This window comes from Psychromonas ingrahamii 37 (assembly GCF_000015285.1).
Classification (GTDB): Bacteria; Pseudomonadota; Gammaproteobacteria; order Enterobacterales; family Psychromonadaceae; genus Psychromonas; species Psychromonas ingrahamii.
In genome coordinates, this window is the sequence record NC_008709.1 from 589,868 (window position 1) to 610,883 (window position 21,016).

Annotated in this window: 20 protein-coding genes; all 20 read left to right on the top strand. The window is 42.4% G+C overall.

Features of this window, described 5'->3' with window-relative positions:
• Positions 1 to 6: 6 nt before the first annotated feature.
• The gene (locus PING_RS02440; protein ID WP_011768881.1) at positions 7 to 390 is read left to right on the top strand and encodes an AtpZ/AtpI family protein; all 384 of its coding nucleotides are present in this window, start codon (positions 7 to 9) and stop codon (positions 388 to 390) included.
• A 1-nt stretch (position 391) separates the two neighbouring features.
• Positions 392 to 724: an ATP synthase subunit I gene (locus PING_RS02445; protein WP_011768882.1), complete on the top strand. Its 333-nt coding sequence runs from the start codon at positions 392 to 394 to the stop codon at positions 722 to 724.
• Complete coding sequence (locus PING_RS02450; protein WP_011768883.1) at positions 714 to 1,415, top strand: F0F1 ATP synthase subunit A; 702 nt, start codon at positions 714 to 716, stop codon at positions 1,413 to 1,415. The genes PING_RS02445 and PING_RS02450 overlap by 11 nt, the downstream gene beginning before the upstream one ends.
• Before the next feature lie 22 nt (positions 1,416 to 1,437).
• Positions 1,438 to 1,719, top strand: a complete 282-nt coding sequence (locus PING_RS02455; protein WP_011768884.1) for a F0F1 ATP synthase subunit C — start codon at positions 1,438 to 1,440, stop codon at positions 1,717 to 1,719.
• A 3-nt stretch (positions 1,720 to 1,722) separates the two neighbouring features.
• Positions 1,723 to 2,589, top strand: a complete 867-nt coding sequence (locus PING_RS02460; protein WP_011768885.1) for a F0F1 ATP synthase subunit B family protein — start codon at positions 1,723 to 1,725, stop codon at positions 2,587 to 2,589.
• Positions 2,582 to 4,141, top strand: a complete 1,560-nt coding sequence (locus PING_RS02465) for an alternate F1F0 ATPase, F1 subunit alpha (RefSeq protein ID WP_011768886.1) — start codon at positions 2,582 to 2,584, stop codon at positions 4,139 to 4,141. Before PING_RS02460 ends, PING_RS02465 begins: the two co-directional genes overlap by 8 nt.
• A 35-nt stretch (positions 4,142 to 4,176) precedes the next feature.
• Entirely contained in the window at positions 4,177 to 5,064 is an 888-nt protein-coding gene (locus PING_RS02470) for a F0F1 ATP synthase subunit gamma (protein ID WP_011768887.1), read from the top strand.
• A gap of 160 nt (positions 5,065 to 5,224) precedes the next feature.
• A complete protein-coding gene (locus tag PING_RS02475) occupies positions 5,225 to 6,304 on the top strand; it encodes an efflux RND transporter periplasmic adaptor subunit (RefSeq protein ID WP_011768888.1) in 1,080 nt (359 codons plus the stop codon).
• Positions 6,304 to 6,444 carry a hypothetical protein gene (locus PING_RS20375; RefSeq protein WP_157035292.1) on the top strand — a complete coding sequence of 47 codons (141 nt, stop codon included), beginning with the start codon at positions 6,304 to 6,306 and terminating at the stop codon, positions 6,442 to 6,444. Before PING_RS02475 ends, PING_RS20375 begins: the two co-directional genes overlap by 1 nt.
• Positions 6,444 to 6,584 carry a hypothetical protein gene (locus PING_RS20380; protein ID WP_157035292.1) on the top strand — a complete coding sequence of 47 codons (141 nt, stop codon included), beginning with the start codon at positions 6,444 to 6,446 and terminating at the stop codon, positions 6,582 to 6,584. Before PING_RS20375 ends, PING_RS20380 begins: the two co-directional genes overlap by 1 nt.
• Positions 6,584 to 6,724: a hypothetical protein gene (locus tag PING_RS20385; RefSeq protein WP_157035293.1), complete on the top strand. Its 141-nt coding sequence runs from the start codon at positions 6,584 to 6,586 to the stop codon at positions 6,722 to 6,724. The genes PING_RS20380 and PING_RS20385 overlap by 1 nt, the downstream gene beginning before the upstream one ends.
• Complete coding sequence (locus PING_RS02480) at positions 6,724 to 9,825, top strand: multidrug efflux RND transporter permease subunit (protein ID WP_011768889.1); 3,102 nt, start codon at positions 6,724 to 6,726, stop codon at positions 9,823 to 9,825. Before PING_RS20385 ends, PING_RS02480 begins: the two co-directional genes overlap by 1 nt.
• Before the next feature lie 287 nt (positions 9,826 to 10,112).
• Positions 10,113 to 11,555 carry a sodium:proton antiporter NhaD gene (nhaD, locus tag PING_RS02485; RefSeq protein WP_011768890.1) on the top strand — a complete coding sequence of 481 codons (1,443 nt, stop codon included), beginning with the start codon at positions 10,113 to 10,115 and terminating at the stop codon, positions 11,553 to 11,555.
• A gap of 245 nt (positions 11,556 to 11,800) precedes the next feature.
• On the top strand, positions 11,801 to 12,220 hold the full coding sequence (locus PING_RS21565) for a pilin (protein WP_011768891.1): 420 nt from the start codon (positions 11,801 to 11,803) through the stop codon (positions 12,218 to 12,220).
• A 587-nt stretch (positions 12,221 to 12,807) separates the two neighbouring features.
• Entirely contained in the window at positions 12,808 to 13,233 is a 426-nt protein-coding gene (locus PING_RS02495) for a pilin (protein WP_011768892.1), read from the top strand.
• 657 nt (positions 13,234 to 13,890) lie between these two features.
• Positions 13,891 to 14,337: a pilin gene (locus PING_RS21570; RefSeq protein WP_011768893.1), complete on the top strand. Its 447-nt coding sequence runs from the start codon at positions 13,891 to 13,893 to the stop codon at positions 14,335 to 14,337.
• Positions 14,338 to 15,212: 875 nt separating this feature from the next.
• Positions 15,213 to 15,617: a pilin gene (locus PING_RS02505; protein WP_011768894.1), complete on the top strand. Its 405-nt coding sequence runs from the start codon at positions 15,213 to 15,215 to the stop codon at positions 15,615 to 15,617.
• Between the two features lie 1,012 nt (positions 15,618 to 16,629).
• Positions 16,630 to 17,019: a hypothetical protein gene (locus tag PING_RS02510; protein ID WP_011768895.1), complete on the top strand. Its 390-nt coding sequence runs from the start codon at positions 16,630 to 16,632 to the stop codon at positions 17,017 to 17,019.
• Complete coding sequence (gene pilB, locus PING_RS02515; RefSeq protein WP_011768896.1) at positions 17,019 to 18,707, top strand: type IV-A pilus assembly ATPase PilB; 1,689 nt, start codon at positions 17,019 to 17,021, stop codon at positions 18,705 to 18,707. The genes PING_RS02510 and pilB overlap by 1 nt, the downstream gene beginning before the upstream one ends.
• A gap of 477 nt (positions 18,708 to 19,184) precedes the next feature.
• Positions 19,185 to 20,417, top strand: a complete 1,233-nt coding sequence (locus tag PING_RS02520; RefSeq protein WP_011768897.1) for a type II secretion system F family protein — start codon at positions 19,185 to 19,187, stop codon at positions 20,415 to 20,417.
• The last annotated feature ends 599 nt before the right edge of the window (positions 20,418 to 21,016 follow it).

The window sequence follows — 21,016 nt, forward strand, 5'->3', positions numbered from 1 at the left end:
CTGGATATGAAGCTTAAAAGTGGTAAAAAGTCAGCGCGAAAAGTTGAAAATAAGGGTCTCAATAATGAGGAAAAGAAGTCCGATTTTGTGGGTATGATTGGTCTTAAAACAGCGCGCAAACTGCATGCCCGGCGCAACAGTTCCCCGGGAATGTGGTTTGGTCTAGGGATGATAGGGATTATAGGCTGGTCCGTGGTCATTCCCACCTTGCTGGGAGCGGCACTGGGTATCTGGTTAGACAATCATTATGCAGATCAGCGCTCCTGGACCTTAGCGCTGTTAATCGCAGGGTTAACACTAGGCTGTTTCAACGCATGGTATTGGGTTGATAAAGAACAGCAGACCATGAGCAATGAACAGGAACAGGAAAAAAAAGACGAGGGTGAATAATATGATTGATCAAATATTTTATCGCGATATACAGATACTTCCCCTGCTGCCGTTGCTGCTTGCCGGTGCCGTATTAGGTGTGATTTTCTTTGCCGGGCTTTGCTGGACAGTACAGCGAGGAATTAAATCCGCACACCCTGGCCGTTGGTTTTTTGGCAGTTTTTTATTGCGCACAGCGGTGGCTTTAAGCGGTATTTATCTGCTGACTGACGGACAGTGGCCAAAATTGTTAGCCTGCATGCTCGGTTTTATTGGCGCTCGTATTGTCGTTATAACAATAACAGGCTCTGCAACTAACATTGCGAACAAACAGAAGCCCAACCATGCGCCTTAGCCCTGATCAAATCATATTCTGGCAGATGGGATTTATCAAACTTAATGCAACCATCGTCTTTACCTGGCTGCTGATGCTGTTCTTGGTCATCGGCTCGATCCTTATCACGCGCCGTCTATCTAAAGATCTTGCACGTTCGCGCGGGCAGAACTTACTGGAAATTATTATCACGAACATAGAGCAACAGCTAAAAGAGGTTGGTTTGCAAAGCCCGAGAGACTATCTTGGTTTTCTCGGCACGCTATTTCTATTTATTGCCTTCGCCAGTTTGAGTACCATTATTCCCGGTTACGAGCCACCCACAGGATCATTATCAACAACAGTGGCCTTAGCACTCTGTGTGTTTGTGGCTGTCCCGTTATACGGCATTGTGAGGCTTGGTATTGTCGGCTATCTAAGATCTTATATGGAGCCCACTTTTATTATGCTGCCATTTAATCTCATCGGTGAAATTTCCCGCACTATTGCGCTGGCTGTACGGCTGTTTGGCAATATGATGAGCGGTGCGCTGATTATCGCTATTTTACTGGCCATTACGCCGTTGATTTTTCCGATTGTGATGACTTTGCTGGGTCTGCTGACTGGCATGGTACAGGCATACATTTTTTTTATTCTGGCTGCGGTTTACATTGCAGCAGCAACAGGCTCAAACAAGCACCAAATTAAACAAAGCAGCCATTTAAAACAGTAATCAATAAACAGGAGTTTCGACCATGGATAGCATGACCTATATCGCAATGATCTCAATCATTATCGCGGGGTTGACCACCGGCTTCGGTACCATGGGCCCCGCGCTCGCAGAAGGCCGAGCAGTTGCCGCCGCAATGGCTTCACTGGCGCAGCAGCCCGATGCCTCATCGACTATTACCCGCACCCTCTTTGTTGGATTGGCCATGATTGAATCTACGGCTATTTATTGTTTTGTCGTATCGATGATTATACTGTTTGCCAACCCCTTTTGGGACTTTGCTGTTACTCAAGCTGCTGGAAAATAAACAATGTTAATTGATTGGTTTACTGTTATGGCGCAGGTTATTAATTTTCTTATTTTAGTCTGGCTGTTAAAACGTTTTCTTTATCGTCCGATTCTGGATGCGATTGATGCCCGTGAGCTGCGAATAGAAAAAACCTTGGCGGATGCTGCAAATAAAGAAAAACAGGCGCAACAGGAGCGGGATCTGTTTTTACATAAAAATAACCAGCTTGAGAAGCAAAGTGACAAGCTTTTACAAATGGCAACAACAGCTGCGAATGAAGAAGCACAGCGCCTGCTGGCTAAGGCAAGGCAGGTTGCTGCTGATCTCTGTGTGCAGCAACAGGCTACTTTTCAAAAACAACAGCAGAGTTTGAGTGTTGAGCTGACCCAAAAAACGCAGCAGGAGGTCTTTGCTATCACGCGGCAAGCCTTAAAGGATCTTGCCGAGAGCACACTTGAAGAACAGATCTTAAAAGTCTTCCTGAGACGCCTCTGTGAACTTGATGAAGAAACCAAATTGGCTTTTTCTAGTGCGATCGAAGCGAATCATAAACCGGTTCGAGTACGGACTACCTTTGCTCTGCAGCCAGATCTTCAAAAACGTTTAAGTGATGCGCTTAATGCAACTTTTGCAACCGAGATTGAGATTGATTTTGAGACTACCCCCGATATTATCAGCGGTATTGAACTGAACATTAATGGTCAGAAGTTAGCCTGGAGTATTACTCAATATATTGATTCACTGGAACAACATTTCCAGCAAATAGTGGAACAGTCCGCACAACATGCTATAAGCCGCCAGAGTGGTAGTGATGATTCGTTGCCGGCAGGCGCGACCTCTTTAGCCACACAGTTTACGGAAAAACAGGAAAACCTTCCTAATGACTGATTTACAACAGGTAGTTGCGCATTCTTTTGCGGCATTAGCAGCTAGCCGCACAACTTTTCGAGCGCAGCTAAAAGCGCGTGAAATTGGCATCATCAGCAGTGTTTCATTTGGTGTTGCTCAAGTATCCGGACTTGCAAATGTCGCCTCTGAGGAAGTACTTAAATTTTCCGGTGATATTTACGGCATCGCTTTTAATGTCGATCAAGATAGCATTGGCGTGGTCTTATTAGGTGATTACTGGCAGCTACAGAGCGGTGATGAAGTTGAACGAACTGGGCGCGTTATGGACGTAGCCGTCGGGTTGGGATTATTAGGGCGGGTGATTGATCCGCTCGGGCGTCCTCTTGATGATAAAGGGCCTATCGAGAGCAGCGAAAGATTACCCGTTGAACGCCCGGCTGCACCCATTATGGACAGGGCCCCCGTGACTGTGCCGTTGCAAACGGGATTAAAAGTGATCGATGCGTTGATTCCGATTGGACGGGGCCAGCGTGAACTGATTTTAGGAGATCGCCAGACCGGTAAAACCACTATTGCGATCGACACTATTCTCAACCAGCATGATCAAAATGTGCTCTGTGTTTATTGTGCTATTGGCCAGCGAGCTTCGGCAGTGGCGAAAACCATTGCCATATTAAAAGCGAAAGGTGCGCTGGATTATACTCTGGTGATGGTCAGTGAAGGCAATGCACCCCCTGGTTTTGCTTATATTGCACCTTATGCAGCGACCAGTATTGCCGAGTACTTTATGGAAAAAGGGCGGGATGTTTTAATTGTGTATGACGATCTTACCCAGCATGCCCGCGCTTACCGCGAACTGTCCTTACTGCTGCGCAGACCACCGGGACGGGAAGCATTTCCCGGTGATATTTTCTATATTCATTCGCGTTTATTAGAACGTGCGACCTGCTTAAAACAGAGACACAAGGGCGGATCTCTCACCGCTCTGCCAATTATCGAGACAGAAGCGCAAAATATTTCAGCTTATATCCCCACTAACCTTATATCTATTACCGACGGGCAAATTTACCTGTCTCCAACGCTGTTCGAATTAGGCATATTACCTGCAGTTGATGTCGGTCGATCGGTCTCGCGTGTTGGCGGGAAAGCCCAGCGGCCAATGTACCGCGCGGTTGCCGCTAATCTCAAATTAACCTATGCACAATTTGAAGAGCTGGAAACATTCGCCCGCTTTGGCGCACGCCTAGATCAAAATTCACAGGACATCATTACCAATGGACGCCGGATTAGAGCTAGCCTTAAGCAGCCACAGTCATCTCCCATGACAGTGTTAGAACAAATTACGGTATTAATAGCGTTAACCGAGAAGCTCTTTGACACTGTGCCACTCTTAAAAATGAGAGAGGCAGAGCAGGCCTTATGTCTGGCGACAACGGAGCTTCCCGAAGACTTTCTGAGCCGCTTTAACAGCGCCAAAATTTTAAGCGACGATGATCGTAACCGCATTATCGATATTGCACGTATTACCTTAGCTCCTTTTCAGTCGCCTCCCGATGAGGACAATGGAATAACGTCAACCCCGAGTAACTAAAATAGCGGTCATAGATAACAGCGGGAAGAATCATTATGAGCGACAGTATAGACAGCAGTGATGTACTAAAACGAAAAATTAACAGTGCCAGTGATTTACATTCGGTTGTCCGTTCAATGAAAGCGATGGCTGCTGCTAATGTCGGGCAATATGAAAATGCGGTTGAGGCGCTTAATGATTATTACCGCACCGTACAATTAGGACTTTTTACCTGTTTTCATCAATATCAGCCCGTTCCGGATCTGCAGCCCCGCAAAGCCTGTATTGGTGTGCTGGTATTTGGCTCAGATCAGGGCCTAGTCGGACAATTTAATGATCTATTAGCTGATTTTGTGTTGGCAACTCTAGGCAAACGCCCGGAGCAAAAAATCGTTTACTGCATTGGTGAGCGTTTGCAATCACGATTATCTGAAAGCACATTAAATCTCGCCGCCGGGTTTATTTTACCTAAATCGATTAATGCTATTCCTCCTTTGATAGGAGAGATGCTCTTAAAGATGGAAAGTCTCCGTGCCCAGGGCCAGATTTCTGAGGTAATTATTTTTCATAATAAGCCTGTGTCGAGGACTATTTACCAACCCTTTAGCCACCGCCTGCTGCCACTTGATGATATTTGGCAAAAAGATTTACAATCTATTACCTGGCCCTCCAATAGCTTACCTGAAGTGATTAATGCCAGCGAAGAAACCCTGTTGGCCTTTATTCATGAATACCTTTTTGTTTCACTTTATCGCGCCTGCGCCGAATCTCTCGCCAGTGAAAATGCCAGTCGCTTATCGACTATGTTACGCGCGGAAAAAACTATTAATGAGCTGGTCGAAGTTATGAAGGGACGTTTTCATCTGTTGCGGCAAAATAGTATAGACGAGGAGTTATTTGATCTGATTGCCGGTTTTGAACTGTTTAAAAAAAGTGATTATTAATTATTTTCTCCATATTTCCTCCATTATTATCTTTTATACTCACTATATTATTGCGGCTGGATGGCAAAAAAAACTTGGCAATCATCTCTGCAATCATAATAATAGAACTTCCGGCAAACTAGCCATAGAATGATCAAACAGTTAAGGGATCATAAAAGAAATGAACAAACAGATTCTGCGCGCAGCATTAATCACTATCATCACTATTGGTACAAGTTATCACTCACTGTTATCAGCACAGGAAAGAGAAATGCCCGCTGTTTCTGTTTATACGGAGAGCGTGGCCTATCATCAGGTAGCACAGTCACTTTCTTTGATTGGCAAGTTGCAGTCAGATCAGTCTGTGAATGTCGCCACTGAAGTCGACGGTAAAGTCAAATCCATTAATGTCCAGGCTAACCAGCAGGTCAAAACTGGGCAGCTGTTATTCCAATTGGACGATACCAAAGCACAGGCAGCGATGCTGGAAGCGCAGGCTTATTTTTTTGATGAACAGCGTAAATTACGCGAATTTACAAAGTTAGTAAAAAGCAATGCCATTACTCAGACGGCAGTAGAAGGGCAGATCGCAAGCGTCGATATTGCCCGGGCACGTTTAAAGGCTGCTCAAGCAGAAGTGGATCGCCACGCTTTAAGCGCACCTTTTGCCGGCACGATTGGGCTGATTGATTTTAGTTTAGGTAAGATGGTGGGAACGGGCAGTGAGCTGATGACCCTTGATAATCTTACTCAAATGACGCTGGATCTGCAGGTGCCGGAACGTTATTTATCCATGCTCAGCAAAGGGATGCCCGTGAGTGCAACTAGCCGCTCGTGGCCAGAGACGATATTTAACGGGCAGTTGACGGCAACAAATTCGCGTATTAACCCGGATACCCTTAACCTGCGTGTACGGGTCTTATTTAATAATCCGGATAATAAATTAAAACCAGGCATGATGATGTCCGCCAAAATAGTTTTCCCCGCCATTAATGCCCCTGTTATCCCGGTGCAGGCGTTAGAGTACTCGGGCACTAAACGTTATGTTTATATCGTTAATAAGCAGGGCATGGCAAGTCGTCAGGAAGTTATTTTAGGGGCACGTATTAAAAACCAGATACTGATTGAAAAGGGTGTCAAGATTGGAGACAAAATTGTGGTGCAGGGGTTGGTTAATATGCGTGACGGGTTAAAGGTAGAAGATCTTTCCAGCATAGAAAAACCCGATGAAAGCAGCAAAAAAATGCAGGAGAGCAAATAATGAGGCTTTCCTATACTGAGGTTAAAAATGCGGTTAAACGTCCTGTTGTAGCGATTGTATTAAGTTTATTACCTTGTGTTTTTGGTGTTGTCTCTTTCGACAAAATAGAGACCAGCTCTAATCTTAAGGAGAGCAAATAATGAGGCTTTCCTATACTGAGGTTAAAAATGCGGTTAAACGTCCTGTTGTAGCGATTGTATTAAGTTTATTACCTTGTGTTTTTGGTGTTGTCTCTTTCGACAAAATAGAGACCAGCTCTAATCTTAAGGAGAGCAAATAATGAGGCTTTCCTATACTGAGGTTAAAAATGTGGTTAAACGTCCTGTTGTAGCGATTGTATTAAGTTTATTACCTTGTGTTTTTGGTGTTGTCTCTTTCGACAAAATAGAGACCAGCTCTAATCTTAAGGAGAGCAAATAATGTGGCTTTCTGATACTGCGGTTAAACGTCCGGTTATGGCGATTGTATTAAGTTTATTACTCTGTGTATTTGGATCGCTCTCTTTTAGTAAACTTTCCATCAGGGAGATGCCTGATGTGGAAAGCCCGGTTGTAACTGTGATGACCCGTTATGAGGGAGCAGCCGCCACTATTATGGAAAGCCAGGTGACCTCGGTGATTGAAAACCAGATTACAGGTATAAGTGGTATTGAGGATCTCCGGTCGGTAACACGTAACGGCATGTCGCGTATTTCGATCACCTTTGCATTAGACTGGAACCTTACCGAAGGGGTGAGTGATGTTCGTGATGCAGTAGAAAAAGCAAAACGTTTTCTACCGGATGAAGCGACTGATCCGATCGTCTCTAAAAATAATGGCAGCGGTGAAGCTGCTATGTATGTCAATATTAATTCCACGACAATGGACAGAACGCAGTTAACGGATTATGTCAAGCGGGTATTAGAAGATCGCTTTAGCCTGATCAGCGGAGTAAGCTCTATAACACTTTCCGGTGGTTTAAATCAGGTGATGTACGTCAAGCTGGATCCGGCGCTGATGGCAGGGCGGGGAGTAACAAGCAGTGATATTGTCGACGCACTTAAGCGGGAAAATATGGAAAGCCCGGCGGGTGAAGTGCGCAATGATACCACTGTGATGTCTGTCCGTACCGCGCGTTTGTATCAGGAGCCGCAGGATTTTGACTACTTAGTGGTGCGCACTGCGAACGATGGTTCAGCTGTCTATTTAAAAGAGGTCGCAGAGGTTTATATCGGTGCAGAAAATGAAAGTTCCTCTTTTAAAAACAATGGTATTGTTAATATCAGTTTGGGGATTATTCCTCAGTCAGATGTTAATCCCTTAGCCGTTGCTCAGGCGGTCTATCGGGAGGTCGATAAGATACAACCATTTTTACCTGAAGGGGCCCGTTTAGCTGTTAATTATGATGCCACTGTATTTGTCGACCGCTCTATCTCCGAAGTTTATTACACCCTGTTTATTACCGCTGCGCTGGTTATTTTGGTGCTCTATATTTTTATCGGTCAAGTAAGGGCAACGCTGATTCCCGCTATTACCGTTCCTGTTTCTTTGATTTCCTCCTTTATCGCCGCTTATTATTTTGGCTTCTCGATTAACTTAATTACCCTGATGGCAATGATCTTAGCCATTGGTTTAGTGGTTGATGACGCGATAGTAGTAGTGGAGAATATCTTCCACCATATTGAGAAGGGTGAACCCCCTTTATTAGCTGCCTTTAAAGGCACGCGGGAGGTGGGATTTGCAGTGGTGGCAACGACCTTGGTATTAGTCATGGTTTTTTTACCCATTTCATTTATGGGCGGAATGGTGGGGTTATTATTTACCGAGTTCGCGGTTTTACTCGCCATGGCAGTGATTTTCTCCTCGATTGTGGCATTAACCCTGACCCCGGTTCTGGCGAGTAAAATATTAACCTCAAAGACAAAAGCGAATCGTTTTAATCGTTTAACGGAGCGGCTCTTTGAAAGTATGGAAGCGCGCTATCGCAAAATAGTATTTACCACCATGCAGTTTAGATACGCGGCTCCATTGGTCATTCTGGCCTGTGTCGGCGGGAGCTTTTTTCTGTTTCAACAAGTCCCTGCGCAACTCACGCCTAGTGAAGATCGCGGGGTTCTTTTTGCCTTTATAAAAGGGGCTGAGGGAACCAGCTATAACCGCATGACAACCAATATGGATATTGTCGAAGCACGACTTTTACCTCTGTTAGGCAAAGGGGTGATTAAATCTTTTAGCACCCAAGCACCAGCCTATGGTGGTAATGCCGGTGATCAGACCGGCTTTGTGATTATGATCCTGGAAGATTGGCAGGAGCGTGATAAAACGGCGCAACAGGCACTCGCGATAGTCAGCAACGCTTTAAAAGAGATTCCGGATGTTAGGGTGCGCGCAATGATGCCTGGTTTTAGAGGCCGCTCAAGCAGTGCGGTGCAGTTTGTACTGGGCGGTTCAGATTATCAGGAGCTGCAAAAATGGGCCGAGCTATTACAACAACAAGCCGATCAAAGCGGTATTATCGTTGGAGCAGATCTTGATTATTCACAAAAAACACCGGAGCTGCTGGTAAGTCTGGACAAACAGAGGGCGGCAGAACTTGGGATCAGTGTGACCGAGGTCGCTGATACCTTAGAAATCATGCTCGGTGGACGCGGTGCGACCACTTACATTGATCGCGGTGAAGAGTATGATGTTTATCTGCGTGGTGACGAAAACAGTTTCAATAATGCCAGCGATCTCAGTCAAATTTACATGCGCAGCACCAAAGGAGATTTGCTCAGCCTGGATACGATAAGCACTGTCGAGGAAATTGCCTCAGCAAGCCGCCTTTCCCATTATAATAAACAAAAATCCATTACCCTGAGCGGTAATCTCGCTGCCGGCCACACGCTTGGGGAGGCCTTAGATTTTTTAGATGCTAAGGCGATAACCTTATTACCCAGTGATATTTCTATTTCTTACAGCGGAGAATCAAAGGATTATAAAGAAAATAAAAGCAGTATTCTGCTGGTATTTGCACTGGCATTGTTAGTCGCTTATCTGGTGCTTGCTGCGCAGTTTGAAAGTTTTATTAATCCGCTGGTGGTCATGTTTACTGTGCCGATGGGGGTATTAGGTGGGTTCTTAGGCTTGTATTTTATGGATCAGGGACTCAATGTTTACAGTCAAATCGGGATGATTATGCTGATTGGCATGGTTACTAAAAACGGTATCTTAATTGTCGAATTTGCAAATCAGCTGCGTGATCGCGGTATTGAGTTTGAACAGGCTATTATTGATGCGTCCGCACGCCGCCTTCGGCCTATCTTAATGACCGCTTTTACGACACTAGCAGGATCCGTACCGTTAATTTTATCAACGGGTGCCGGATCAGAAAGCCGGATCGCAGTCGGCACTGTGGTTTTCTTTGGCATGGCATTTGCGACGTTAGTCACCCTGATTATTATTCCTGCGATGTACCGTTTAATTTGTGTCACAACCCATTCTCCAGGTTATGTAGCAGATTTATTGAACGATGCAATAAGCAGGGACAGTCAAAGGAAATAACAGTTGTCAGCTGTCAGCTGTCTGTTGTTAGCCGTCAGTCGTCAGCTGTCTGTTGTTAGCCGTCAGCTCGAAGCTCGAAGCTGATAGCTGATAGCTGATAGCTGATAGCCGACAGCTTTATTTTATGGTTCTTGATCAATTATTGAGCTTTGCTTGCTACTGTTGCAAATTTTTATATGCTAATATCGCGCAAAATTTTACCCGCAAACACTACCCTGAACAGCTTCAAAAGGGTCGGGTTATCAACAATATTCAAGTCAATCACTCATTTTTTAAGGATTAATAAAATGCTACAAAAATCCAATCCGTTAGCAGTGTTTTTAACACTGCTGGCGATCTTCTTTTCTCCCTCTTTATTTGCCAGTACGGGTGAAAACATCGATTTAACCTCCCATTTTATTGGCTATGCCGCGGTTTTCTGTTTTACACTTGCCTATATTGTGGTGATGCTTGAAGATCTGCTCCATATGCGCAAATCCAAACCTGTTTTGGTGGCTGCCGGCATTATCTGGGCGATGATTGGTTATTATTATATGCAGCACGGCATGCCCCATCAGGCAGAAGCGGCTTTCCGTCATAACCTGTTAGAATATGCGGAGCTGTTTTTCTTTTTGCTGGTGGCTATGACCTACATCAATGCCATGGAAGAACGGCAATTATTCGATGCGTTGCGCGCCTGGATGGTTAATAAAGGTTTTACGCTGCGTTTTATTTTCTGGTTAACCGGAATATTGGCTTTCTTTATTTCCCCTATTGCCGATAACCTCACCACCGCGCTGCTAATGTGTGCCATTGTGATGAAAGTGGGCGGTTCAAACAAAAAATTTATTGCCCTTGCCTGCATCAATATAGTGGTTGCCGCAAATGCGGGTGGTGCCTTCAGCCCCTTTGGTGATATCACTACTCTGATGGTCTGGCAGAAAGGCATGGTGAATTTCGGTGAATTCTTTGCCCTGTTCTTACCTTCTGCAGTTAACTTTTTAGTGCCGGCCTTTATCATGAGCTTTTTTATCTCCAATGAAGTTGCTAAGGGAGATGGTGAAGTCATAGTCACTAAACGCGGCGGACTGCGTATTGTTGGTTTGTTTCTACTGACCATCGCGCTTGCGGTGTCAGCACATTCATTCTTGGGAATGCCGCCGGTATTGGGCATGATGAGCGGTTTAGGTCTTTTACAGTTTTTCGCTTTCTTCCTGCGTAGAACTCATAAAAGCTATTATGCGCATGCTATCCACAGCAGCAAAGATGAACTTGAGCATGAACGCCTGCGCGGTTTAGGTGATGGTGCACCCTTTGATATATTCAATAAAGTTGCCAAAGCAGAGTGGGATACCCTGCTGTTCTTCTACGGTGTAGTTATTTGTGTGGGCGGATTGGGTTTTATCGGTTATCTGGGCTTGGTTTCAGAGGCGATGTACACTAATTGGGATCCCACCTATGCCAATGTGACTATCGGCGTTTTATCGGCTGTTGTTGATAATATACCGGTGATGTTTGCGGTATTAAGCATGGAGCCCGATATGAGTCACGGGCAGTGGTTACTTGTGACCTTAACAGCCGGTGTGGGTGGCAGTCTGCTCTCTATCGGTAGTGCGGCAGGTGTAGCCTTAATGGGACAGGCGCGTGGCATTTATACCTTTGGCGCCCATCTTAAATGGACGCCTGTGATTGCCTTAGGTTATGTGGCCAGTATTCTGGTGCATTTATGGATTAATAAGTCTCTTTTTTAGGGGCCGCGAGCTACGGGCTACGAGTTTCGAACTCTTAGCCCGTACTTTGTTTTTAATCAAAAAAATATTATTTAAATCAATGTTTTATTTTTGTTTTGTTGTGTCAAAGATCAATTACCATTACCATTGGAATTAACCCATTCTATTTATTATGTTTTTTAATTTCTTTCATTAATGCAAGAAAAGATTAATAAAAAAAAGGTAAAAATTTAAATAAATAATGTTTAATTATTAAGGAATATTCCATGGTAAAAAGTCAATACATGAAAAAAGCACAGCAAGGTTTTACATTGATTGAGCTGTTAATTGTTATCGCGATTATCGGTATTTTGGCAGCAGTTGCGTTGCCTGCTTATCAGAACTATGTACAAAAATCAGAGGTAAGCGCGGGATTAGCTGAAATTACGGGGGGGAAACCTGGAATAGTTCTTCAAGTTAGCGGGGGTAATGGGGCTAGTATTTCAGCCGCGACTATAGGTCTTTCAACTCCGACTCAAACTTGTACCATCACTGCCGATAACACTGGGGTTACATGTACATACCTGAATACAGCTATCAATACCGGTACTTCTGCTCTTAAATTAGAGTACTCAGCTGCTTCAGGAACATTTTCATGTGACGCAACTAATATAGATGACAATTTACTGCCTAAAGGTTGTTCGTAGTCTATAATTAATGGCAACCCATAATATCAGCGGCTAGGCTTTAAGCCTGGCCCTTTTTTTATCCTTTTTTGATAAGCTCGAGTACTTAACCTTCAATAATCCCTGAAAGCTACCCAGTCGAATACCACTTTATGAACAACCTGACGCAGTTCTGAAAAATATTTTATCTATTAAATTCAACACTCTTAATCTTTTAAAAATGCCTGTATTACGGACGAACTTGCCAGTTTATAGACAGCATAAAACACTAACTATCTCCCTGTCCAATCCTACCAATATTGTGGCGTTTGAATATTTTTCCTGCCGTTTTTCCATCCAAGGCACGAGACTGGTTAGCTCGTAGCTCGTAGCTCGTAGCTCGTATTTCTTAATCAAAAATATATCGCATTAGTCAACAAAAAATTATTTAAATCAACATCTTATAGTTTAAGTCAATGTTTTATTTTTTTGTTGTGCCAAAGATTAATTACAATTATTATTCAAAAGTGCTCCTTTTATCGACCGTCTTTTTTATTAACGTAATAAAAGATTACTGAAAAAAAGACAAAAGTTTAAATAAATCATGCTTAATTATTAAGGAATATCCCATGAAAAAAGTACAACAAGGTTTTACATTAATTGAGCTGTTAATCGTAATAGCGATTATCGGTATTCTGGCAGCCGTAGCGATTCCGTCTTATAACGCTTATACCCAAAAAGCAAAATTCTCAGAGTTAATATTAGCGACTGGAGCGACTAAAAGTGCTTTAGAGGTTTGCGCTCAATTTAACGCATCTGCCGTTGGTTGTACCGCAGCTACAGTTGCAGGAGTAGCTGCTGCTGCTGCGAATGCTAAGATAACTACTGTAGCAGTGACTCTTACGGCATTAGCTCCTGTCATTGTAGCGACTGCGACTCCCGCTGTAACGGGGATGGGTTTTGCTGGGGTGTATACCTTGAGTGGAGTACTAAATGCTACTTATGGTACAATCGCTTGGACCAGTACTTGTGTTCCAGAAACACTATGTAATTAATAACAACCAATAACATCAACGGCCAGGCCTTTAGCCTGGCCGCATTTTTTATCCGCTTTTGATAAACTGCAATACTTGACCCGCTAAACAATCTCTCTTATCAAACACTCTTTTATAGACAGACTGATTTTGCGCAGTGCTGGATATGGAATAGGGTCTTTTTCTCTTAAATTCAACCCCCTTAATCTTTAAAATATTCCAACATTACAAACTAAGCTGCCGATTTATAGGTTATATAAAACGCTGACTATCTGCATGTCCAACCCCGCCAATATTGCGGCGCTTGAAGATTTTTTCTGCCGCTTTGCCATCCAAGCTGATGCTCTGTTTGTGAAAACGTAATACCTGCACACCTGTATTAGAAGATAATCTTATTTTCTCCTGCTTTTCCTGAATTAAGCGCTAAACAAGCTCTCTCAGGCTTTTTTTATCGCTAACTATGCGTTATTCATCACATTAATTTGATTAATATTTGATTTATTTTCCGCCAAAATATATCCGCACTATTATCAGGTGACACTCCTGCCGTTATGAAAATTTTCGCTTGAGAATGTTAACTTTTTTAATTTTTAATTATTAACCGTTACGCATTTTACGTTAATAAGAAAAAGGATAAAAGTTTAAAATAAACCAGTCTTAATTATTAAGGAAGATACAATGAAAAAAATACAATCGGGTTTTACATTAATAGAGCTGTTAATTGTTATTGCGATTATCGGTATTCTGGCGGCTGTGGCGTTACCGACTTATAATACTTATACGAAAAAAGCGCAATTTTCTCAATTAATTGCGGCTGTTGGACCTATGAAAACTGCCGTAGAAATTTGTGCTCAGCTAAATGCAACAACTGATGCTAATTTTTCAACCAACTGTATTCAAAATATAGATGATGTGCCTAATACTTATACTATTAAGGGGGCTGCTGTAACCGCGACAGTAGCAAAGCATGCGAATGCTACTGCGGTTGCTGATAGCGATCTATATGTGTCAGCATCAAATGCAAATGCTATCGGTAGCTTAGGGGCTGCTTCTCTGTATTCTCTTGCGGCTGAGTGGGAGCCTGATGGTTCAGTAACTTGGACTGCTGAAGAAGTTATAAACTAGTTAATGGCAACTCATCATATCAGCGGCCAGGCTTTTAGCCTGGCCGCTTTTTTTTACTCCCCTTTAATAAACTTCAGCAGTTAACCAGCGCAGTTCTGCAAAACGGAAGAACCTTCCTCTATTAGATTCAAAAAAACTTAATCTGCCTGGCATCCCTAAAAATCCTTAATAGAAAAATATTATGCCCTTGTGCAGGATAAAGCCCTGACTATCTCCACGTCCACAACCCAACCTTATCAATATTAGGGCTTTGAAGATTTTGTCTTCAGCTTGTCCCTCTAATCTGATGCCTGCAGATGGTAGAGCAATATCTGAGTAAACCCATTCGAAGATATGGGTAATATGTTTGATATAGAGGTCGATGATCGTTGTTCAACGCTTTTGAAATAATGAACGGGTATTTAAAAAAAGTAGCTTAACTAGTGTCAAAAAATCTAAGTTCGCATTATTGTTTTCCAATTCAGTACCTTTTTTTCCAACTCAATACATTGTTTTAAATGAAATTAACAATAAAGATGAAGAGGCTTATTTAAGCCTAAAGACACTTGGGTGAGTGACATCATTTGACCACGTAATGCTCATTACCGTTTGAATGAAACAGATAAATCATGATTGTTTCTATTTCTAACTATAGGCAATCATATTCTGGAACATCAACTATAATTTAGTTATTACAAGGCGTTATTAGCGTGAGAATCAATCTGCTAACGGGTCGCTGTAACAGCTTATTGCTTGAAGATATTGATCTTTTCTCATTAAGCCCTTTATATTTAAGCCCTTTATATATAGGCCCTTTATATTAAGGAGAAAAAAACCAAAATTTTAAATAACTCAGACTTAACTCAGACTTAACTACGACTATAAAGGAAAAGACTGTGAAAAAAATACAACAGGGTTTTACATTAATCGAGCTGTTAATCGTTATCGCGATTATCGGTATTCTGGCAGCTGTTGCGTTGCCGGCCTATAATACTTATACGCAAAAAGCGAAATACACCGAAGTGGTTTTGGCGACAGCCGGGTATAAAACGGCCATTGAAACCTGTGCACAAACGGAAGGATCTGTTGGTGCCTGTGATACTATACTTAAGATAGGAATGCCGACTTTTGTTGCTTATGGAGAAGTGGCTAGTATGGCGATAACAGCAGCAACGGCTGTGATCACTGCAACAGGGACAGCAGCAGTTGGTAGTTATACCTATATTTTAACGCCAACATATGCGAATGGTCGTGTTACTTGGGTGGCGACGGGAACTTGTTTTGCCAATGGTGTTTGTTAACAGCTAACGTCACCTCGATAATCTCAGCGGCCTGGTGTCCAGCAGGGCCGCTTGTCATTTACTCTCCTTTGATAAACGCCTGTCCTTAGCCAGCTCTACTACTTTGCAGGATAAAAAATGATGCCCCGCCGGCTTATGTGCAGCATAAAACCACGTATATCAACCTGTCTGACCCAACCAATATTGCAGACTTCAGCTTTCCATCTATACCGATGTCTTATCAGTGGAAGAGTAATACCTTAGTAATTCCTTAGTAATACCCAAGATCTAAAAAAGTGATGATCCCAGCTGGTTAAAATTAACTATAAACTGCGTTGTGGGTTTTATTCAAAACGGTCTGTTCTTCACCACTTTGTGGTCAGCTAAAGCGGTTCAAAATAGTGCCATACAATATTATGAAGTGAGAATAACGATCGAATGTAACTCACACCTTGTTAGTGTTCATTGATCCTTTGCAATCATTGAACACTCAATTAATTCTATTGTATTAAAGGTATTAAAGGTATTAAAGGTATTAAAGGTATTAGAAAATAATGTTAGTTCCCTCGATGATATGTTCGTGGTTGAGATCGAGGATACTCCTTCGCATCTGAATAAGAGAGGGCATGGTGAAATAGGGATTAATCATCAAATAATAGAGGCCTAAGTAACTCATTGATTGTGATTTTCGCTTACTTTGCCAGAATTGTATGGTGAACAACCTCGCTATAGACTACTGCCATCGCCAAAAATGCAGCCGTTATTAGGTTAATTTGATTGATCAACGATTTAGTATTTATCGATTTTACCTTCAAGAAGTGATGCTTATTTATAAATAGAGACAATTATTTTATGGTCTATTGGTTATAATTTAGTTGTCACAAGCCTCAATTAGCATTATTATCAATCTATTAACTGGTCGTTGTTACCATTTTTCGATTGAGAATGTCCGCTTTTTTCAATTAACCCTTTATGTTAAGGTGAAAAATAACAAAATTTTAAATAAATCAACCTTAATACGAAGGAAGATACCATGAAAAAAGGTCAGCAGGGGTTTAGATTAACCGCGCTGTTAATCATTCGGGCAGCCTTGGCGTTGCTGAGTTATAAAACTTATACAGCTAAAGTCCGATTTTCAGAAGTTGTTTTTGCAACAAGTGCGATAAAATCTGCAGCTAAAATTTGTCGTGTACAAAAAGTGAGCGCAGGGCTTTGTGGTGGTCTGTCAGACGCAGACAGTGAAAGTGATACCTATGGAGAGCTAAAATCATTGGCTTTAATTGTTACTGGAACTACTTTTGTAATAACAGCACTTGCTACTACGCTTAAAATTTTAACTGGCATCCAAAGACAAGTAAAAATGGTCACATTGTTACTGCTTAGGATGGTGTTTGTACCCCTACCACTATTTGTTAATACTTAATGGCAACCAATAATATTAGTGGTCTGGCATCCAGTCTTGCCACACGTGGTTTACTCCCCTTTGATAAACTTCAGCAGATTACCAGCGCGGCACAGCAGGATAAAAAATCCCTGGTAAGTTATCTGGTCGACAACAAATTTATCGATAGCCTGACGCTGGCGGAGTTCTTCGAAATAGAATATGGTCTTCCGTTATTAGATGCATCTATCCTTGATCTGGATGAAATACCGGAAAAATTTCTGAATAACAAGTTGATAGAAAAACACCATGCACTGCCGGTTTATGTGCAGGACAAAACCCTGTATATCGCCATGTCTGACCCCACTAATATTGCTGCGCTTGAAGACTTTGCTTTCAGCTTTGCTATCCATACCGATGCCCTGCTAGTGGAAGAGCAATACCTTGCTAAAGCCATTGAAACCGTATTGGAAGATGATGTTGCTTCTTTGGGTGAAATGTCCGATATTGAGGATATTGAGGTTGATGATTCTGATTCGCGTCTGGATGAGGCGCAGGGTAACGGCAGTGATGATGCGCCTATTGTTAAATATATTAACAGCATTTTATTGGATGCGGTGCGCAAAGGGGCATCGGATCTGCACTTTGAACCCTATGAAAAAACCTATCGTATTCGCTTTCGTGTTGACGGAATTTTACATCAAGTGGCCACGCCACCGGTGAATCTGGCCAACCGTTTTTCAGCCCGCCTTAAGGTTATGTCAAAACTGGATATCGCCGAGCGTCGTTTGCCGCAGGACGGGCGTATTAAACTTAAAATTACCAATAAACGCAGTGTGGATTTGCGTGTCAGTACACTGCCGACCATGTGGGGCGAAAAGGTGGTAATGCGTATTCTGGACTCATCGGGAGCGAACCTGAATATCGACAGTTTAGGCTACAATGATAAGCAGAAAGAAAGCTACCTTAGTGCTCTGGCAAAACCGCAGGGAATGATTTTAATCACTGGTCCGACTGGCAGTGGTAAAACTGTTTCTTTGTATAGCGGATTAAATATTCTTAATACCGTGCAGCGTAATATTTCTACGGCGGAAGATCCGGTAGAGATTAATTTATCCGGTATTAATCAGGTGCAGATCAATACCAAAGCGGGATTAACCTTTGCCTCTGCATTGCGTTCTTTTCTACGTCAAGATCCCGATATTTTGATGGTTGGTGAAATTCGTGATTTAGAAACCGCTGAAATTGCGATCAAAGCCGCGCAAACCGGACATATGGTTTTGTCTACCCTGCATACCAACTCCGCTGCGGAAACCTTAACGCGTTTACTTAATATGGGTGTGCCCGCATTTAATGTCGCTTCTTCGGTGTCGCTGATTATCGCGCAGCGTTTGGCGCGGCGTTTATGCCCTGAGTGTAAAACCGAAGAGGTTTTTGAAACGCCGGAATTAAAAACCATTGGGTTTACAGAAACCCAGATAGCTGCGGGTATCACGCTCTATAAACCCGTTGGTTGTTCAAAATGTACTGAAGGTTATAAAGGCCGAGTGGGTATCTACGAAGTGATGCAGATGAGCGAGACGATTGGTCACCTTATTTTAAACAATGGTAATGCTCCGGAGATCGCCAAGCTGGCCGAGGCCGAGGGGATGGATACACTGCGTCAGTCAGCACTGCAGCAGGTGTTAAAGGGGATCACCAGTTTAACGGAAGTGACCCGGGTAACCTAAATTTTTAGGCTGTGAGTTAGAATCTGACCGACAGTCTTAATTTTTCACCCTGTAACTGCTTTTCTCTTTATAAAGATCCTGCGCAATTTCAATAAACCAACCTGTTCTTCCCGAGATTTTTTAATCGGGGTATTAATTCGACAGACTCCAACAGTACTGAATGAAGGGGATTATATTAATCGGCCCACTAGCGCTTTTTTTATATCTGAGGCTGCGCTTTAAACAGGTCGTTCTATGATGTGACACGGTTAAAAACAGAGCTGAAAATTAGCTTGGCACAAGCAAAAAATCCCTATTTCCTCTGTTATCAGCGGCACTGTAAACGTATATCTCAGCTGCTATGATTGCTTTTTATGGCTATTTTCTCACTGCCTTTATGTGATTAATGTGCTATTATTTTCGATTTTTAAATGAGATTGTGAAGCTTATTAAAAAACAAAAATTGCTGACCTATAGAATCATTAAGGAAGATTAATTATGGCTGTAAAAAAGAAAACTAAAGGACCAGTCATTGATACTTTTAAATGGAAAGGCCTTAATCGTAAGGGCGCTGCAGTATCAGGCGAAATACAGGCTGAGAGTGTTGCAGAAGTTAAAATTGAACTGCGTAAGCAGAAGATTAATGTCACTAAAATACAGAAAAAATCCAAACCACTTTTCTCCTTCGGTAATAAAATAAAACCCATGGATATTGCGATTATTTCTCGCCAGATAGCCACTATGCTCGGAGCAGGTGTACCTTTAGTACAAGGTTTACAATTAATTGCCAAAAGCAGCGAAAAACCGGCATCGCGAAAATTAATGAGCACAATTTCTCAAGAGGTGGCAACGGGCACACCACTTTCACAAACCCTGCGTGGTCATTCCCTTTATTTTGATGATTTATACTGCGATCTTGTTTATGCCGGTGAGCAGTCTGGTGCATTAGATACAATTTACGACCGTATCTCTATTTATAAAGAAAAATCTGAAATTTTAAAATCAAAAATTAAAAAAGCGATGTTTTATCCAGCGGCGGTACTAACGGTTGCCGGCCTGGTCACTCTGCTTTTACTGCTCTTTGTTATTCCGCAGTTTAAAGATATCTTTGAAGGTTTTGGCGCAGAGCTACCCGCTTTTACGCTGTTTGTACTGGGCATTTCCGACTTTGTACAGTCTTACTGGTATATGATAGTCGGAGTGGTAATCGTTTTTCTCTATCTGTTTAAAAAGGCGTATCGCCGCTCGCAGAAAGTGCGTGACAATACCGATAGATTTGTTCTTAAGATACCAGTGATCAGTACCATTTTAGATAAAGCGGCGGTGGCACGTTTTGCAAGAACCCTTTCTACTACCTTTGCTGCCGGTATTCCTTTGGTTGACGGGCTAGTTTCCGCTGCGGGCGCTTCCGGAAATTATATTTATCGCACTGCGATTCTCAACGTGCGTGCGGAGGTAATTGCAGGCATGCAGATGCACATCGCCATGAAAACGACCACTGTTTTCCCCGATATGATAACCCAGATGGTGATGATCGGTGAAGAGGCGGGTAATTTGGATGGTATGTTAAGCAAGGTTGCTGATATCTATGAACAGCAGGTTGATGATGCTGTTGATTCCTTAACCAGCCTGTTGGAGCCGATGATCATGGTGGTTTTAGGGGTAGTGGTCGGCGGTTTGATTGTGGCTATGTATTTACCGATCTTCGCGTTAGGTACCGTTGTTGGTTAACGGTTATTCATAATCGTTTCATGCATGTAAGAAAAGGGCTGTAACGTCTTTCTGTGCTTAGTTTTTTCTTTTTCTTAGGATAAAATAAAACCTTTCATTTTATCCTAAGAAAAAGCTGGATTATCCATGTAAAGAATAATATTAGTTACAAAATTATTGACCTCTTTGCATAAAAAAAGCGAGTGCCTCTGGTCTTAATTTACGGTAATTATTTTTAGGTTTTTAGTACCGTGTTGCCATATTTTCAATTGTACGGATGAGCATAAAATTCCCTCGCTTTAATACGTTGCGCATCAAAATACTAAAGCAAATCTCTATTTGATTCATCCATGAAGTATGTTTTGGTGTGTAATTTAAAAAAATCTTGTGCTATTTGTGGTTTAAAGACTCTGCTTGGCTAATCTGGTCTTTTAAGATCCCTGATTTTCCCTTAATGCCAGACTTCCTTCAAATCCACTTCGTTCTGCAACATGACGAGCTAAACTTTCTGATTGACGAGAGTTTAAATTTTTGGCCAGTACGTCTTTGACTTCTCAGGCTTCTTCAGTGTTATCTGTTGCTATCAGTAGGGTGGGCATTTTTTATTACTCCAGCTATAA

What these genes read in the sequence shown, in the direction of transcription:
- PING_RS20375 (WP_157035292.1), top strand. Translation starts at nt 6,304, where the DNA reads ATGAGGCTTTCCTATACTGAGGTTAAAAATGCGGTTAAACGTCCTGTT.
- PING_RS21570 (WP_011768893.1), top strand. Translation starts at nt 13,891, where the DNA reads ATGAAAAAAATACAATCGGGTTTTACATTAATAGAGCTGTTAATTGTT.
- PING_RS02510 (WP_011768895.1), top strand. Translation starts at nt 16,630, where the DNA reads ATGAAAAAAGGTCAGCAGGGGTTTAGATTAACCGCGCTGTTAATCATT.
- pilB (WP_011768896.1), top strand. Translation starts at nt 17,019, where the DNA reads ATGGCAACCAATAATATTAGTGGTCTGGCATCCAGTCTTGCCACACGT.
- PING_RS02445 (WP_011768882.1), top strand. Translation starts at nt 392, where the DNA reads ATGATTGATCAAATATTTTATCGCGATATACAGATACTTCCCCTGCTG.
- PING_RS02440 (WP_011768881.1), top strand. Translation starts at nt 7, where the DNA reads ATGAAGCTTAAAAGTGGTAAAAAGTCAGCGCGAAAAGTTGAAAATAAG.
- PING_RS02450 (WP_011768883.1), top strand. Translation starts at nt 714, where the DNA reads ATGCGCCTTAGCCCTGATCAAATCATATTCTGGCAGATGGGATTTATC.
- PING_RS02460 (WP_011768885.1), top strand. Translation starts at nt 1,723, where the DNA reads ATGTTAATTGATTGGTTTACTGTTATGGCGCAGGTTATTAATTTTCTT.
- PING_RS02470 (WP_011768887.1), top strand. Translation starts at nt 4,177, where the DNA reads ATGAGCGACAGTATAGACAGCAGTGATGTACTAAAACGAAAAATTAAC.
- nhaD (WP_011768890.1), top strand. Translation starts at nt 10,113, where the DNA reads ATGCTACAAAAATCCAATCCGTTAGCAGTGTTTTTAACACTGCTGGCG.
- PING_RS02465 (WP_011768886.1), top strand. Translation starts at nt 2,582, where the DNA reads ATGACTGATTTACAACAGGTAGTTGCGCATTCTTTTGCGGCATTAGCA.
- PING_RS02475 (WP_011768888.1), top strand. Translation starts at nt 5,225, where the DNA reads ATGAACAAACAGATTCTGCGCGCAGCATTAATCACTATCATCACTATT.
- PING_RS20385 (WP_157035293.1), top strand. Translation starts at nt 6,584, where the DNA reads ATGAGGCTTTCCTATACTGAGGTTAAAAATGTGGTTAAACGTCCTGTT.
- PING_RS02455 (WP_011768884.1), top strand. Translation starts at nt 1,438, where the DNA reads ATGGATAGCATGACCTATATCGCAATGATCTCAATCATTATCGCGGGG.
- PING_RS21565 (WP_011768891.1), top strand. Translation starts at nt 11,801, where the DNA reads ATGGTAAAAAGTCAATACATGAAAAAAGCACAGCAAGGTTTTACATTG.
- PING_RS20380 (WP_157035292.1), top strand. Translation starts at nt 6,444, where the DNA reads ATGAGGCTTTCCTATACTGAGGTTAAAAATGCGGTTAAACGTCCTGTT.
- PING_RS02520 (WP_011768897.1), top strand. Translation starts at nt 19,185, where the DNA reads ATGGCTGTAAAAAAGAAAACTAAAGGACCAGTCATTGATACTTTTAAA.
- PING_RS02480 (WP_011768889.1), top strand. Translation starts at nt 6,724, where the DNA reads ATGTGGCTTTCTGATACTGCGGTTAAACGTCCGGTTATGGCGATTGTA.
- PING_RS02495 (WP_011768892.1), top strand. Translation starts at nt 12,808, where the DNA reads ATGAAAAAAGTACAACAAGGTTTTACATTAATTGAGCTGTTAATCGTA.